Source organism: Rugosimonospora acidiphila (assembly GCF_039543385.1).
GTDB lineage: Bacteria > Actinomycetota > Actinomycetes > Mycobacteriales > Micromonosporaceae > Rugosimonospora > Rugosimonospora acidiphila.
In genome coordinates, this window is record NZ_BAABJQ010000004.1 from 121131 (window position 1) to 135682 (window position 14552).

The window sequence follows — 14552 nt, forward strand, 5'->3', positions numbered from 1 at the left end:
TTCGTAAGACCCCGATGCCGGGAGGGCATTCCAGTGCACATCGTGATCATGGGCTGCGGTCGGGTCGGCTCGACCCTGGCGCACAGCCTGGAGGCCCGGGGCCACTCGGTCGCCGTGATCGACGTTCAGCCCGACGCGTTCCGCCGGCTCGGACCAGACTTCACCGGTCTGACCGTCACCGGCATCGGCTTCGACCGGGAGGTGTTGATCGCCGCCGGCATCGAGCGCGCGGACTCGTTCGCCGCCGTGTCCAGCGGGGACAACTCCAACATCATCTCGGCGCGGCTGGCCCGGGAGACCTTCGGAGTCCAGCGGGTGGTCGCCCGCATCTATGACCAGAAGCGCGCCGAGGTGTACGAGCGGCTCGGCATCCCCACGGTGGCCACGGTCCGCTGGACCGCCGACCGGATGCTGCGCCACGTGGTTTCGGAGGGCAATGCCGAGGTCTGGCGCGACCCGACCGGTAGCGTGGCCGTGGTCGAGGTCCCGGTGCACGCCGGCTGGATCAGCCGGCCGATCCGGGCGCTCGAGGAGGCGACCGGCGCCAGGGTGGCCTACCTCATCCGGTTCGGGGTCGGCGCCCTGCCCACGGCGTCCACCGTGCTGCAGGATGGTGACCAGGTGTTCATGCTGCTCACCGACGACCTGGTCGAGCCGGTTTCCAAAATCGCCGGCTCCCAGCCCGCCGCCTGAGCCCGAGGGTGAGTGGATTGTTCGAGTGGGAGGGGGCAGACATGCGAGTTGCCATCGCCGGAGCCGGTAACGTCGGCCGCTCCATCGCCCAGGAGCTGATCGAGAACGGCCATCAGGTGATGCTCATCGAGCGGGCCGCCGAGCGGCTGCGCCCCGAGCGGGTACCGCAGGCCGAGTGGGTGCTGGCCGACGCCTGCGAGGTGGCCAGTCTCCAGGAGGCCGACCTGGCCAGCTGTGACGTCGTGGTGGCCGCGACCGGCGATGACAAGGTCAATCTGGTGGTGTCGCTGCTGGCCAAGACCGAGTTCGCGGTCGGCCGCGTGGTGGCCCGGGTCAACCGCGCCGAGAACGAGTGGCTGTTCAACGACCAGTGGGGCGTGGACGTCGCGGTGAGCAAGCCGCGGCTGATGGCGGCCCTGGTCGAGGAGGCGGTCACGGTCGGCGACCTGGTCCGGCTGATGACCTTCCGGCAGAGCGAGGCCAACCTCGTGGAGATCACCCTGCCCGGCTCGGCGCCCTACGTCGGCCACGCGGTGCGGGACGTCCCACTGCCGCACGACGCGGCGCTGGTCGCCATCCTGCGCGGCAAGCGGGTACTCGTGCCCACGCCGGACGATCCGCTGGAGGCGGGCGACGAGCTGATCTTCGTGTGCACCACCGAGGTCGAGGACAGCGTCCGCGCGGTCATCCTCGGGGCCCGGCCGGACGGCGCCGAGATCCCGGCCCAATCCGGCGGCGAGCAGTCCTGACCCGCCCGGGCCGAGCCCTCCGGAGCCGGCCTGAGCCTCCCCGCTGAGCGCCCGGCCTCGGCCCTGTCCTGGGGCTGGGCCTGTCCTGAGGCTGGGGCTGGGCCTGTCCTAAGGCTGGGCCGGGCTCGGCCGTCGCCGGCCTCAGCTCTCCTGAACGACCGGTGACGCCGCCGGTGACACCCGACGGGTGGCCCACACCGTGATCGCGATCAGCAGGATGTACGGCGGGTAGCCCAGCACCAGCCGCAGGACGCCCAGGGCGGTGGCCGGGCTGTCGTCCGCCGTGTGCTGGAAGACCACCGCCTGGATCACCACCTTGGCCAGGTACGTCAGCGCCCAGACCACGGTGAGCCAGCTGAACGTGCGCACCAGCCGCGGGTTGCCCCGCCACTCGGTGCTGCCCCGGGTGACCAGCAGCGACCAGACCCACCCGATCAACGGCCGGCGTACCGCGACCGAGGCCAGCATGGCGATCGCGTACCCGAAGCTGAGCAGGATGCCGGGCAGGTAGAAGTCCTTCGCGCTACCGGTCTTCCACGCGATGATCCCGCCTATCGCGATGCCGAACACGCCGTTGACCGCGTGCCGCACCGGCTGCTTGCGGGCCAGCCGCCAGCCCCCGATGATCACGGCGGCGGCCACCGAGATGATCAAGGCGGGCCGGAGCGAAAAGATGATGTTGGCGATCACGAACACCACGACGGGTACGCCGGACTCGACCACGCCGCGCACGCCGCCGAGTTGGTCGGCGAGCTGCTCGGTGAAGCTTGGCAGCGGCTCCTCGTCGGGCTCGTCCGGCTTCCCGGACCCCGCCGACTCGACCGCGCCGACGGCCGCGTCGGGCCGACCGGACGCCCCTGGACCCGGCCTCGGCGGTGCTCCCTCGGTGCGGCCTGGGGGCTCCGCAGCTCCCCCGGTGCGGCCTGGGAGCTCCGCCGGCTCGGCGATCTCGGCGGTGGACTGCGCGGGATCGCGGGGCGTCTCGGTCGTCATGGCCTCACCGGGGCAACTCGAGCTCGTAATACGGGTTGTAGATCACTTTCCGGCCCTCGCGCAGCGCGATCCGGCCACGCACCGACAGCGCCCGACCCGGCTCGATCCCGGCGATGTGCCGCCGACCCAACCAGACCAGGGTCACCACGTCGCTGCCGTCGTACAGGTCGGCCTCCAGGGTCGGCAAATTCGTACGCGGCGTGTAGACCACCGTACGCAGCCGGCCGCTGACGCTGACCAGCTGGCCGCGCCTGACGTCGCAGGCCGACACGCACCCGGACTCGGCGGTGCTGCGCTGCAGCTCCTCGGCGTCCAGCTCGGCCTCACTCGCCACGAGGCGGCGGAAAAAACGATGTAACGGCGAAGGTCGCTCGACGGTCGCCATGACCTGCGTGTCACTCTCCTCGACCCAGCGCCGACCGGCGGCCGACGCTGACTAGGCCGGCAAGCAGCCGACGCCAATTAGCGTACGTCCATCCTCGGACCGGTCAACCTCTTCTCGCGAGGCGAACCATGGTTAGCCTCGCGGATTGGCGTACGGCGGTTGGCCGCTGAGTATGGTCGGGTCAGGTCGAAGAGACAACGGGTGGCACCGTGGCGGTGCCGCAGATCACCTGGAGCGGCGGTTGCGGGAAGAGGAGCCGCGCTTGCCGGGCTGTGCGGAGGAGCCATTCACCGACCCCTGGTCCTCGGTCGGTGCCGTCTGGCCCAGCTGCGCCCGGGCCTCCTCGGCCGCCCTGCTGGGCGACACCGAGGGCGCGACGACCGGCTGAGGCTGCGCCTGCACCTGGTCGGCGGCGTCCCGGGGCAGCCGCAGGGGCAGCGCCTCGCGCACCGGCATGGCCTCCCGACCGCGATCGACGACCAGCTCGCGAAGGCACTCGGCCAGCGGGCCGGCGACGCTCGGATCGGCGGCGGCCGCGCCCTGGTAGACCGCCCGGACCATCCAGCGGGGACCGTCCACACCGATGAACCGGACGTCGGCGGAGCCATCGGGCGTGCGGATCTTGGCCGTCAGCTCGGTGCCGTACTCCCCGCGCACCTCCTCCGCCCTGGCCCCGTCGGCGGTCAGCGAATCGCGGATCTCCGCGCGGACCTCGTCCCAGATGCCCGAGCTGCGCGGGGCGGCGAACACCCCGAGCTGCAGCGCGCTGGCGCCGTTGACCAGGACAATCTGCGCGATCGAGCCGTCGGGGTTGGCCTGCACCCTGATCTCGACCCCATTGATGGCCGGGATCTGGAGACTGCCCAGGTCGAGCCGCTCGACGCCGCTGGGCGCCTCGGTGATGTCGTAGGGACCCGGGCTCACCGGCTGGCCCTCGCCAGCCCGCTGCGCCAGGTCGTCGGCGTCGTCGGAGCGCCCCGCGCCCGGCGACCGGTCTGGTCGGCGATCAAGATCCTCGCCCTTCTTCTGCCGCCCGCCATCCCCGCGGCCTCGGGAGAAGATCACGGTGCCACCGTCCTGTTCAACGCAGACCGGCGTGGCCGCCGGTCGATCCGTGTCCGCCCACTCCCCGGACCGAGTCGGGAAGCTCATCAACGCGGTGGAAGTCTGCACGCTCCACCCGCTGCACGACAAGCTGCGCGATGCGATCACCCCGGGCGATCGTCGCCGGGGTGGTCGGGTCGTGGTTCACAAGATTAACCATGATCTCGCCGCGGTATCCGGCATCGATCGTGCCGGGCGCGTTGAGCACTGTCACTCCGAGGCGGTTGGCCAGCCCGGAACGGGGGTGCACCAGCCCCACGAACCCGTCCGGCAGAGCGATCGCCAGCCCCGTACGGACCAGCCGCCGCTGGCCCGGCTTCAGCTCGGTGTCCTCCGCCGCGTACAGGTCGGCGCCGGCGTCGCCCGGGTGCGCGTAGCCGGGCATGGGCAGCTCCGGGTCGAGCTGGCGCACGGCCACCGGCACGGGCTCGGTCATGCCGGCCCCTCGTTCATGACGTTTCCTCGGTCACGTTGCCATCCTGCCGTGCCCCGGTGCGCCCCGACCGGCCGGGGCGCCGATACCCTCGCAGAGTGGCACAACTTCCGACGGGTACCCCGGCCGCCAGCGGCGACGCGGAGCAGGACGAGCCGGTCATACGGCTGGTGGGGCGCGGATACCGCCCGACCGACCGGTACGCGGAGCGGCTGATCGTGCCGTGGTGGCTCTGGCTCGCCGCCCTGGCGCTGGCCGCCATGCTCTCGGCCGAGGTATATCTCGGCGCTCCTGGGCTGGCGACCTGGGTCCCGTACCTGATTCTGCTGCCGCTGACCGCGCTGGCCCTGCTGGCGGCCAGCCGGATCCGGGTCGCCGTGGAGGGCGGTGAGCTGCGGGTCGACGACGCCCGGCTGCCGGTGCGGTTCGTGTCCGAGGTGGGCGTACTGGACGCCGCGGCCAGGCGGGAGGCGCTCGGCCCCAACGCCGACCAGTTGGCGTTCGTCGTCCAGCGGCCGTGGGTGTCCCGGGCGGTTCTGGTCGTGCTCAACGATCCGGAGGACCCCACCCCCTACTGGGTGATCAGCGCCCGCCGCCCGGAGCGGGTCGCCAAGGCCCTGCTCGCCGCCCGTGACGCCGTACTCAGTCCCGAGGCTGGGGCTGGGTCGGCCACTGCGTGATCGCCGACCGACGCGACCTGTCGCCGAGGTCCTTGCGGATCTGCTGGCCCAGCGAGAGCGTGGACCGGCGGTTGAGGTAGCTGGCCACGGCGGCACCGGTCAGCATCGGCCCGTAGGTGGTCAGGTTACGGCCGAACCTACGCAGCAGGCGGTCGCGCAGCTCCTTGCGGGTGGCGGTGCCGAGCATCGCGGCCACGCCCGTGACCGGCAGCATGGTGGGGTTGATCCCCCGCCGTTGCGCCCAGGCCTGAACCAGCGCCACCGCGCGCTCCGAGCGGGTACCAACGATCGGGCTGCCGTACACCACGTGCAGCTCGCCGATCAGTTTGATCTCGATGGCGACCACCGCCACCGTCTCCGCGGCCAGCAGGACCGGTGCGGAGAGCAGGGTCGGCGTGGCCACCCACTCGATCGAAGCCACCCCGCCGCTGGCCGCGCCGATGGCCGCCGTGGTGCGGGCCGCGTTGCGGATGAGCCGCTCGGCCAGCGCGTCGTCGGAGAGGCCGGGGAAGTGCCGACTCAGGGTGTCGTAGTCGCGGATGGGCAGCCGCGGCGCCACGTCGCTGACCGCGTCGGCCACCCAGCGCATGGCCGCCCGGGGGCGGAACAGGTCGCCGATGCCGCGCGCCCGGATTTCGCCGGCCAACCGGCCGAGCAGCCAGCGTCGCTCGGACTGCTCCAGGCTGTCGTCCGTCAGCGCGGCGATGGTGTCGCTCAACCCGTCCGCGTCGGCTGGCTCCCCCGACGCGTCCGGCGGCACGACCTCGTCCGGCAGGATCTCGTCCGCCGGCTCCGGCTGGTCCGCAGACAGTGACTCGTCCGCAGGCAGTGCCTCGTCCGCAGGAAGAACCTCGTCCGCAGGCAGCGGCCGTCCGGCCTGCGTAGGCTCGGCGGTCGCACCCTCCGGCGCGGTCCGGTCAGCACTGGTCATCGCTGCCGCTCCCTTCCCAACGCCTCGCGCGTGGGGACGATACGCCGACCCGGGACGGGCGGTACGCCTTGGATTCCCGGTCGAGCCGGGAACCAATCCTTCCGCCCGTCTGTCCGAGATCTGTCAGGCACATTCCCGACAGATCAGGTCCCCGTTGCGCTCGACCGCCAGCTGGCTTCGGTGATGGACCAGGAAGCAGCGAGAGCAGCGGAACTCGTCGGCCTGCATGGGCAGGACCTTGACGGTCAGCTCTTCGTCGGCCAGGTCGGCGCCGGGCAGCTCGAAGTTCTCCGCGACCTCCGCCTCGTCCACATCGACCACAGCGGACTGCGCGTCGACGCGACGTGCCTTGAGCTCCTCCAAGCTGTCCTCGCCGAGGTCGACCTCGTCGCGACGCGGGGCGTCGTAGTCGGTGGCCATCGGTAGTCACACTCCCGTTTCCAAATCGCGCCCGGTGTAACGCCAGACATCGGTGTTTCCTTGCCCGCTGGACGTGCCCTTTGGGCACGTACGGCGGGGTGTTTCGGCGAGGGGGCTGGTGTCCGTCGAAACTCCCCCATCGGGCGCGGTACCTTACCGCCCCTGCGCGAGAGTTGTACGCCCGAGCGCACGAAGTTGTTCCCAATGTGACTCAGGCGACACCAAGGTAGGTGGCGGCGCCCGCAGATCGCATTAGCCGCGCCGCCCGCGGGTAGGGATTCCGGCGCCAGCGGGCAACAGGCGTAACGTCGGCGACGATACCGCTACTCTCGTCGTACCCGAGTCGCTTCGCCCCAGAGTGAATCCGGAGTGAATCAGGCCGGGACGCCGTACAAGATCACATCGCACTGAGGTTGGACGGGGAGCCGAACCGATGAGCCTTGCCCGGGCCCGGGCCATGATCCTGGTCGCGCTGCTAGTGGTCGCCGCGCTGATCCTCGTACTCGTCGCTGTCCTCAAGGACAGACAGACCGGCAGCATCTACTCGGGAACCTGCCCGGCGGGCGCGGTGAAGGTGAAGACCCGGCCCCTGCCGGTTCCGGGGCAGATCAAGGTCAACGTCTACAACGGCACCGACCAACCGGGGCTGGCCAGCGCGGTCGCCGAACAGTTCCGCAACCGGGGCTTCGTGGTGGAGAAGACCGGCAACGCCCCGGCGTTCGACGGAGTCTCGAAGCTGGTGTACGGCCCCAAGGAGTTGGCCGCGGCCACCGTGGTGAACTCCTACTTCCTGGGCTTCGCGTCGGGCGACTTCGACATCAAGCGGAGCAACGACGTGGTGGACGTGACGGTCGGCGCCCAGTACACGTCCCTCGGCACCAAGACCGAGGTCAGCCAGTCCCAGGCCCAGTTGGGCAACCCGTCGCCGCCGCCGCACACCTGCGACACCGCCTGATCCCCGTTCCGACCCCGCCCCGGGCCGGGTAGCCCGACCGGGATGGATTGCCCGCCCGGGACGGGTAACCCGCCCGGGCGGTAGGCACCGAGCCGGCCAGGGCACCGTTGAGCCCGGCGTCGCCGGCGGACCCCACCCGGCCCGGTCGTCACGGGCCTCCGGCCGCGTCGAGGCGTACCAGGGCGTCCTGGAGCGGCTCCCAGATCGCCGGCGGCGCGGCGACCACCAGGTCCGGCCCGGCCCCGGCGCCGGACAGGCCGCCCACCCGGAGGCCGGCCTCCGCGGCGATCAGGCCGCCCGCCGCGTGGTCCCACAGATTGAGACCTTTCTCGTAGTACGCGTCCACCCGGCCCTCGGCGGCGAAGCACAGGTCCAGCGAGGCCGCGCCGAACCGGCGGATGTCCCGGACGATCGGCAGCAACTTGGCCACCACCCTGGCCTGGTGCACCCGCCGGGCCGCCGCGTACCCGAACCCGGTGGCCAGCAGGGTTTGGCTCAACTCGGTAACGGTCGAGCCGACCAGCCGGACCTCGCCGCGCCAGGCCCCGCCGCCGCGGGTGGCCGTCCACTGCTCACCGCTGACCGGGTTGCGCACCACGCCGGCGACCACCTCCCCGTCCACCTCGGCGGCCAGGGAAACCGCGTAGTGCGGCACGCCGTACAGGTAATTGACCGTCCCGTCGATCGGGTCGAGGATCCACCGCACGGCGCCCTTCCCGGGCGACTCGCCGGCCTCCTCGCCCAGGACCGCGTCGCCCGGACGGCTGTCGCGCAGCGCCTCCCGCACGTACCGCTCGGCGGCCCGGTCGGCCGCGGTGACCACGTCCGTGGCGGAGCTCTTGGTAGTGATCCCGGTGACCCCCTCGTCGCGCATCTGCCGGGCTAGGTCCGCTGCGCCGCCGGCGATCCGTACCGCGATTTGGAGGAGTTCGTTGGGCTCGACCGTCATGCGGAGCATCCTCTCAAGGGCCGGTTACGTGCCTGGTGGGCGCGCGGCGTGAACCGAACGCGGCCGGCGGCGCTACAATTCACGCTGCCCGCCCGCCACGGATCGCCCACCACGCCAGAGGTGGCCGGTTCTTGGCGAATGGGTCCCCAAACTTCAACCGAGGGTTTGCGACGCCCTGTGCTGCGCAAAACCCCTGTGGAGATTCCGGGCCGCAAGTGCTCCGCCTGCCGGTCCGGGAGCTTCGACGAGGTTCTCGGGCCGCCCGCCCACCCGTGGCGTGCCGGAGTTCCTCACAGGAAGATTCTGGGCCACCGGCTCCGCCCGGCGGTCCAAGATCTTCACCGGTCGGCAGACGCGTGTTTTTCGCGCTACGTTGGCCGGACCGGCCGTGCTCGCTTTTCGCCTTCGGAAGGTCGTTCGTGACTGAAGCCCGCCAATCAGGCACCGACGTGCGCACCCTCACCGATGCGCTCATCGCCCACGCGGCCAACTCGGATGGGCACCTGACCTCGGCCGAAGTGGCCCAGGCCGTCGAAGACGCCGAGGTCACCCCGAGTCAGGCCAAGAAACTGTTGCGTAGCCTCGCCGAGGCCGGCGTGGTCGTGGTCGTCGACGGCTCGGCGAGCAGCCGACGCCGGGTGGCCGCGGCCCGGTCCACGACCCCCGCCTCGAAGGCCACCACCGCCAAGACCACGCCGAAGGTGGCCCCCGCGCCGTCACCGGTGGTGGCCAAGAAGGCGGTCGAGCCGGTGCCGGCCAAGCGGGCCGCGCCCAAGCAGGCCGGCAGCCCGGAGACCGACGGCGCGCCCGCCCCCGAATCGGGCGCCGCCACGGTCGCGAAGGCCGCCACCGCCGCGAAGGCCGCGCCCGCCAAGGCCGCAGGCGCCAAGCCCACCAAGGCCACGAAGGCGGCCTCCGCCGGGAAGTCGGGCGCGCCGGGCAAGGCCGCCCCGGGGACCGCCAAGGGCGAGGAGGGGCCGGAGGACGGCGAACTCGACCCCGAGGCTCTCGCCGCCGACCTTGAGGACGTGGTGGTCGACGAGCCGGCGGAGATCGTCGCCGAGGCCGAGGCCGACGCGCAGGCCGACGCCGACGACTTCGAGTGGGACGACGAGGAGTCCGAGGCGCTCAAGCAGGCCCGCCGCGACGCGGAGCTGACTGCCTCCGCCGACTCGGTGCGCGCCTACCTGAAGCAGATCGGCAAGGTCCCGCTGCTGAACGCGGAGCAGGAGGTCGAGCTCGCCAAGCGGATCGAGGCCGGGCTGTACGCGGGCGAGCGGCTGCGGGCCGCCGATGAGGGCGAGGAAAAGCTCGTCATCACCATGCACCGCGACCTGAGCTGGATCTCCCGCGACGGTGAGCGCGCCAAGAACCACCTGCTGGAGGCCAACCTCCGGCTGGTCGTCTCGCTGGCCAAGCGGTACACGGGACGTGGCATGGCCTTCCTCGACCTGATCCAGGAGGGCAACCTCGGCCTCATCCGCGCCGTCGAGAAGTTCGACTACACCAAGGGCTACAAGTTCTCCACCTACGCCACCTGGTGGATCCGCCAGGCCATCACCCGCGCCATGGCCGACCAGGCCCGCACCATCCGCATCCCGGTGCACATGGTCGAAGTGATCAACAAGCTTGGCCGGATCCAGCGCGAGCTGCTCCAGGACCTGGGCCGTGAGCCCACCCCGGAGGAGCTGGCCAAGGAGATGGACATCACCCCCGAGAAGGTGCTGGAGATCCAGCAGTACGCCCGGGAGCCCATTTCGCTGGACCAGACCATCGGCGACGAGGGCGACAGCCAGCTGGGCGACTTCATCGAGGACTCCGAGGCGGTCGTCGCGGTCGACGCGGTCTCCTTCTCGCTCCTGCAGGACCAGTTGCAGCAGGTGCTGCAGACGCTGTCCGAGCGGGAGGCGGGCGTGGTCAGGCTCCGCTTCGGACTGACCGACGGCCAGCCGCGCACGCTCGATGAGATCGGCCAGGTCTACGGCGTCACGCGGGAGCGCATCCGCCAGATCGAGTCGAAGACCATGTCGAAGCTGCGGCACCCGTCACGATCGCAGGTGCTGCGCGACTATCTCGACTAGCAGATGTCGCCGCGCGGAGTGTGTGTTGAGTCACGGTACGGCGTTCATTACGGTGCAGGATGTCGGCTTCCGGCCAGATTGCCCGGGGCGGCCGAGTTGTTATGGCGCCGTGATCGTTGACGAGGCAGGCTGGATTCAGGGCACACTGTCGGTACCGTTGTGACCTCGGTCCCGCCGAGGGCTGGCGGGAAGTCCACGGCACCGCGTGGTGTTGCACGATAAGTGGGTAACGAGACTGAGTACACGTTCGTCGGTGACCAGAAGGAGGAGGCGGCGATGACCCCAACCCTCACGCCGCCACCGGAGACGGTGGCTTTGCCGGGCGCCGATGAGCGGTGCGACCGGTGCAGCGCGGCGGCGAAGCTGCGCGTCATGATTGCTGGCGGGGGTGAGCTCGTGTTCTGCGGGCACCACGCCAACAAGTACGCCGACAAGCTGGTGAAGATCGCGGTTCAGGTCGCGGTCGATCCGGAGTTCTCCTGGCGCGGCACCGAGCTGATGGCCAGCTGAGACCAAACGCGAAACGGGGCGTCCCTCCCACAGGGGGGCGCCCCATTTCGCATCTCTACGGCCGTCTCAGCGCCCGCGCGGCAGCCTGGCCCGCGGCGCCCTGGCCCGCGGGCGCCCTGGCCCGCGGCAGCCTGGCAATCCCCGCTCGCCCGCGGCGGCCTCCGCCCGGGACGCCTCCGCCGGGGAGGTCCGACCCGCCGCGAGCGTTCGACCCGCTCAGAGCGTCTGGATGGTGGCGATGCGCTCCTCCAGCTGCTCGATGGTCGCCTGGGCGCTGGGCGGCCCGCCGCACAGCCGGCGCAGCTCGGCGTGGATCTTTCCGTGTGGCAGCCCGGTCCGGTGGTGGCGCGCGGCCACCAGCCCGTTGAGCTGGCGGCGCAGCAAGATCCGGCGCTCCCCGGCGGTACGGGGCGGGGCGGGCTGGGCCGGCTCCTCGGCCGCCCGCGGCTCCGGGGGACGGCGACGCTCGGCGGCCACCTGGTCGGCCTGCCGCTTGGCCAGCAGCAGGGACACCTGATCCGGGGTGAGCAGCCCGGGCAGGCCCAGGTACTCCTCCTCCTCGGGCGTGCCCGTCAGGACCGGGGTGCCGAACGAGGCCCCGTCGAAGATGACCTGGTCGAGTTCGGCGGTGGCGGACAGTGCCTCGAACCGCTTTTCCAGCTCGCCCGACGCCTCCTCGGTGCGCTGCGCGCGCTCCAGCAGGTCGTCGTCCAGGCCGTCGGGGTTCTTCGGCTTGCCGAGCACGTGGTCGCGCTCGGCCTCCATCTCGCTGGCCAGCCCGAGCAGGTGCTCGACGCTGGGCAGGAACACGGTGGCGGTCTCCCCCGGCCGGCGTACCCGCACGAACCTGCCGATCGCCTGGGCGAAGAACAGCGGCGTGGAGGCGCTGGTCGCGTACACGCCGACGGCCAGGCGGGGGATGTCCACGCCCTCGGACACCATCCGCACCGCCACCAGCCACCGCTGCTCAGAAGCGGCAAACGACGCAATGCGGCCGGAAGCCCCCACATCGTCCGAGAGCACCACCACCGCCTTCTCGCCGGTGATCTGCTCGATCAACTTGGCGTACGCGCGGGCGGCCTGCTGATCGGTGGCGATCACGAGACCGCCGGCGTCGGTCATGCCGTGGCTGCGCAGCGCCGTGAGCCGGGCGTCGGCCGCCCGCAGCACCTGCGGCATCCACTCCCCGGTCGGGTCGAGCGCGGTGCGCCAGGCCTGCGCGATGAGGTCCTGGGTCATCGGCTCACCGAGCCGGGCGGCCAGTTCGTCGCCGGCGCTGGTGCGCCACCGGGTCTCCCCGGAGTAGGCCAGGAAGATCACCGGGCGGACGACACCGTCGCGCAGCCCGTCGGAGTACCCGTACGTGCTGTCCGCGCGGGAGCGCTGCAGCCCGTCGGAGCCCCGCTCGTACCGGACGAACGGGATCGGGTTCTCATCCGACCGGAACGGCGTGCCGGTGAGCATCAGCCGCCGTACCGCCTGGTCGAAGGCACCCTTGACGCCGTCGCCCCAGGATCGGGAGTCCCCGGCGTGATGGATCTCGTCGAGGATGACCAGGGTACGGCGGGTCATGGTGCGCCGCCGGTGCACCTCGGGGGCCATGCCTACCTGGGCGTAGGTGAGCACGGCACCGTGGAAGTCCGCCGACGAGTGCACGTCCGAGTTGCGGAACGTCGGGTCGAGCTGGATGCCGACCGCACCGCCCGCGGCGGCCCACTGGTTCTTGAGGTGTTCGGTCGGGGTCACCACGGTGACCGCCTCGACCGTACCGTCGGCCAGTAGTTCGGCCGCGATGCGCAGGGCGAAGGTGGTCTTACCGGCACCCGGCGTGGCCACCGCGAGGAAATCCTCGTCGCGCCGGCGCAGGTACTCGACGAGTGCCCTACGCTGCCAGGCCCGCAATGCTGGGAACTGTTCCAGGACCGGCCGAGGCGGTGCCATCCCTCCCCCTCCGAGGCACGCAAAAACCCCCGGTGCGGACGACCACGTCGCTGGTCGGCGTTCGAGGGCGGTTCCCAGCTTAACCCGCGCCCGCGTCCGGGGGCGGTAGCGGATCCGGCGGCGTGGGCGCTCCCCAGTTGCGGCGCAGCGCGAGCAGCCGGACCACGAAGATCAACAAAGCGGTACCGGTGATCAGCAGCGGCCGGTTGAGGTGCACCCGCGCCAGGGCCGTCACCACGCCGGCGCCGAGCAACGAGGCGACGGCGTAGATCTCCCGGCGCAGCACGACCGGGATCTCGCCGGTCAGCAGGTCCCGGCCGAGCCCGCCACCGATCCCACTGATCATGCCGATCACGCAGGCGCCGACGGCCGGTACGTGGGCGTCGAGCGCCTTGAGCGTGCCGGTGACCGTGAACAGCCCGAGCCCGGCGGCGTCGAGTACCAGCACGGTACGGCGCAGCCGGTTGAACTGCGGGTGCAGCCAGAACAGGAGCAGCGCCGCCAGCACGGCGACGACCAGGTACTCCCAGTGCGTGAACGCGTACGGCGGGACGGCGCCGATCAGCAGGTCACGAATGATGCCGCCACCGAGGGCGGCGACCGCGCCCACGAACACGACGCCGAACAGATCCAGCCGCTTGACCACTCCGGCCGAGGCGCCGGAGGCGGCGAAGACCGCCACGCCGACCAGATCCGCGACCAGAGACGGCGTGACGCTCATCCGCTATTTACTGGTTCGTACTGTTCGCGACTTCAGTCGACGAACTTTTCCGATTCGTAGATCTCCTTGCAGGCCGGGCAGACCGGTGAACCCGGCTTGGGAGCCCTGGTCACCGGGAACTTCTCGCCGCACAGCGCCTCGACGTAGATACCCATGACCGCGCTCTCAGCGATCTTGTCCTTCTCCACGTAGTGGAACATTTCGGGCCCGGTGTCGGCCTCTTTCACATCCGGACGCTCTTGGACCTGAGTACTCATGGAGCCAATTGTGACAGGTGGCGGGCTATCCCGAACAGCTCGATGACAGGCCACGCAGCGGCCGGCCGGTCGCCGGGTCCAGGCGCAGGTCGAAGATGCCGAAATCGGTCGTGACCTGGATCTCGTCGTCAGCCACGAAGTGGGCGGCCACCGTCGTTCCGCACGGCTGGCCCAGGCTGCCCTGGTCGGTGTCGCCGAGGCCGTCGCGGGCGAAGGTGTGCAGCTGCCGGCCGCGCAGCACGGTGACCAGCGCCACGGCGCGCCGGCCGTCGGCGGAGCGGGCGATCACCTGCGGCTGGTACCGGTAGACGGACAACCCCAGCGTGACCAGCGCCGCGAGGCCGACCACGGCGGCAAGCGCGATCAGCCAGACCCGGGCGACCAGGCGACGGTGCTGGTTGGCCTCGCTGGAGACGGGCAGGCCCAGCCAGTGGGCGATCACCGCCAGGGCGAGCGCGTAGAACAGGCCGCGCACCGGATCACCGGAATGCTGGTGCACCACCACGAGCGAGGTCGGGTTCCAGGCCCCGAGCACGGCGCTGGCCAACGCCAGGAGGGACAGCGCACCGGCGGCGACCGCGCCGACCCGGCGCCAGCGCGCCACGGGCGGCGCCATGAACTCCGCGACCGAGGTGCTCACGCAGACGAGCCTCGCAGGAGGGGAGTGCCCCCGATACCCGATCCCGGGCCTCGCGGACCGTTCGCGACCGGATTGTTACAACCCGAATCGGCCGCGCCCGCCGGTACCGG

The 14552-nt window shown here is 71.3% G+C and carries 17 protein-coding genes; 6 read left to right on the forward strand and 11 right to left on the reverse strand.

Annotated elements, in window-relative coordinates:
• Positions 1 to 33: 33 nt before the first annotated feature.
• Both ABEA87_RS08200 and ABEA87_RS08205 read left to right on the forward strand, forming a co-directional pair.
• Positions 34 to 693 carry a potassium channel family protein gene (locus ABEA87_RS08200; RefSeq protein WP_345627570.1) on the forward strand — a complete coding sequence of 220 codons (660 nt, stop codon included), beginning with the start codon at positions 34 to 36 and terminating at the stop codon, positions 691 to 693.
• Between the two features lie 41 nt (positions 694 to 734).
• Positions 735 to 1442, forward strand: coding sequence for a potassium channel family protein (locus ABEA87_RS08205; RefSeq protein WP_345627572.1), 708 nt, complete (start codon positions 735 to 737; stop codon positions 1440 to 1442).
• Between the two features lie 141 nt (positions 1443 to 1583).
• Here ABEA87_RS08205 and ABEA87_RS08210 read toward each other — a convergent pair whose 3' ends face one another.
• The 4 genes from ABEA87_RS08210 to dut all read right to left on the reverse strand — a co-directional run bounded on the left by ABEA87_RS08210 (position 1584) and on the right by dut (position 4360).
• Positions 1584 to 2435 (reverse strand): DUF3159 domain-containing protein, encoded by an 852-nt coding sequence (locus ABEA87_RS08210; RefSeq protein ID WP_345627574.1) that lies wholly within the window; start codon positions 2433 to 2435, stop codon positions 1584 to 1586.
• A 4-nt stretch (positions 2436 to 2439) separates the two neighbouring features.
• The gene (locus tag ABEA87_RS08215) at positions 2440 to 2820 is read right to left on the reverse strand and encodes an OB-fold nucleic acid binding domain-containing protein (protein WP_345627576.1); all 381 of its coding nucleotides are present in this window, start codon (positions 2818 to 2820) and stop codon (positions 2440 to 2442) included.
• 225 nt (positions 2821 to 3045) lie between these two features.
• A complete protein-coding gene (locus ABEA87_RS08220; RefSeq protein ID WP_345627578.1) occupies positions 3046 to 3885 on the reverse strand; it encodes a DUF3710 domain-containing protein in 840 nt (279 codons plus the stop codon).
• 16 nt (positions 3886 to 3901) lie between these two features.
• Positions 3902 to 4360, reverse strand: coding sequence for a dUTP diphosphatase (gene dut, locus ABEA87_RS08225; protein WP_345627580.1), 459 nt, complete (start codon positions 4358 to 4360; stop codon positions 3902 to 3904).
• A gap of 167 nt (positions 4361 to 4527) precedes the next feature.
• Between dut and ABEA87_RS08230 the strand changes: the two genes are divergently transcribed.
• On the forward strand, positions 4528 to 5037 hold the full coding sequence (locus tag ABEA87_RS08230; RefSeq protein WP_345628167.1) for a DUF3093 domain-containing protein: 510 nt from the start codon (positions 4528 to 4530) through the stop codon (positions 5035 to 5037).
• Here ABEA87_RS08230 and ABEA87_RS08235 read toward each other — a convergent pair.
• Together ABEA87_RS08235 and ABEA87_RS08240 are read right to left on the reverse strand one after the other, a co-directional pair.
• The gene (locus ABEA87_RS08235; protein ID WP_345627581.1) at positions 5000 to 5968 is read right to left on the reverse strand and encodes a hypothetical protein; all 969 of its coding nucleotides are present in this window, start codon (positions 5966 to 5968) and stop codon (positions 5000 to 5002) included. The genes ABEA87_RS08230 and ABEA87_RS08235 overlap by 38 nt on opposite strands.
• A gap of 123 nt (positions 5969 to 6091) precedes the next feature.
• Positions 6092 to 6388: a DUF4193 domain-containing protein gene (locus tag ABEA87_RS08240; protein WP_203917460.1), complete on the reverse strand. Its 297-nt coding sequence runs from the start codon at positions 6386 to 6388 to the stop codon at positions 6092 to 6094.
• A gap of 433 nt (positions 6389 to 6821) precedes the next feature.
• Here ABEA87_RS08240 and ABEA87_RS08245 point away from each other — a divergent pair, with 433 nt between their 5' ends.
• A complete protein-coding gene (locus ABEA87_RS08245) occupies positions 6822 to 7343 on the forward strand; it encodes a LytR C-terminal domain-containing protein (protein WP_345627586.1) in 522 nt (173 codons plus the stop codon).
• Positions 7344 to 7491: 148 nt separating this feature from the next.
• Here the strand turns inward: ABEA87_RS08245 and ABEA87_RS08250 are convergent, their stop codons facing one another.
• On the reverse strand, positions 7492 to 8301 hold the full coding sequence (locus tag ABEA87_RS08250) for an inositol monophosphatase family protein (RefSeq protein WP_345627588.1): 810 nt from the start codon (positions 8299 to 8301) through the stop codon (positions 7492 to 7494).
• A 410-nt stretch (positions 8302 to 8711) separates the two neighbouring features.
• Between ABEA87_RS08250 and ABEA87_RS08255 the strand changes: the two genes are divergently transcribed.
• Both ABEA87_RS08255 and ABEA87_RS08260 read left to right on the forward strand, forming a co-directional pair.
• A complete protein-coding gene (locus tag ABEA87_RS08255) occupies positions 8712 to 10373 on the forward strand; it encodes an RNA polymerase sigma factor (RefSeq protein WP_345627590.1) in 1662 nt (553 codons plus the stop codon).
• A 276-nt stretch (positions 10374 to 10649) separates the two neighbouring features.
• Entirely contained in the window at positions 10650 to 10883 is a 234-nt protein-coding gene (locus ABEA87_RS08260; RefSeq protein WP_345628169.1) for a DUF7455 domain-containing protein, read from the forward strand.
• A gap of 216 nt (positions 10884 to 11099) precedes the next feature.
• Here the strand turns inward: ABEA87_RS08260 and ABEA87_RS08265 are convergent, their stop codons facing one another.
• The 4 genes from ABEA87_RS08265 to ABEA87_RS08280 form a co-directional block, all read right to left on the reverse strand.
• Positions 11100 to 12824 (reverse strand): DEAD/DEAH box helicase, encoded by a 1725-nt coding sequence (locus ABEA87_RS08265; RefSeq protein WP_345627592.1) that lies wholly within the window; start codon positions 12822 to 12824, stop codon positions 11100 to 11102.
• Positions 12825 to 12903: 79 nt separating this feature from the next.
• Positions 12904 to 13545 carry a trimeric intracellular cation channel family protein gene (locus ABEA87_RS08270; RefSeq protein WP_345627594.1) on the reverse strand — a complete coding sequence of 214 codons (642 nt, stop codon included), beginning with the start codon at positions 13543 to 13545 and terminating at the stop codon, positions 12904 to 12906.
• 32 nt (positions 13546 to 13577) lie between these two features.
• Positions 13578 to 13802 carry a DUF3039 domain-containing protein gene (locus tag ABEA87_RS08275; protein ID WP_345627596.1) on the reverse strand — a complete coding sequence of 75 codons (225 nt, stop codon included), beginning with the start codon at positions 13800 to 13802 and terminating at the stop codon, positions 13578 to 13580.
• A 25-nt stretch (positions 13803 to 13827) separates the two neighbouring features.
• Positions 13828 to 14442: a hypothetical protein gene (locus ABEA87_RS08280; protein ID WP_345627597.1), complete on the reverse strand. Its 615-nt coding sequence runs from the start codon at positions 14440 to 14442 to the stop codon at positions 13828 to 13830.
• Between the last annotated feature and the right edge of the window lie 110 nt (positions 14443 to 14552).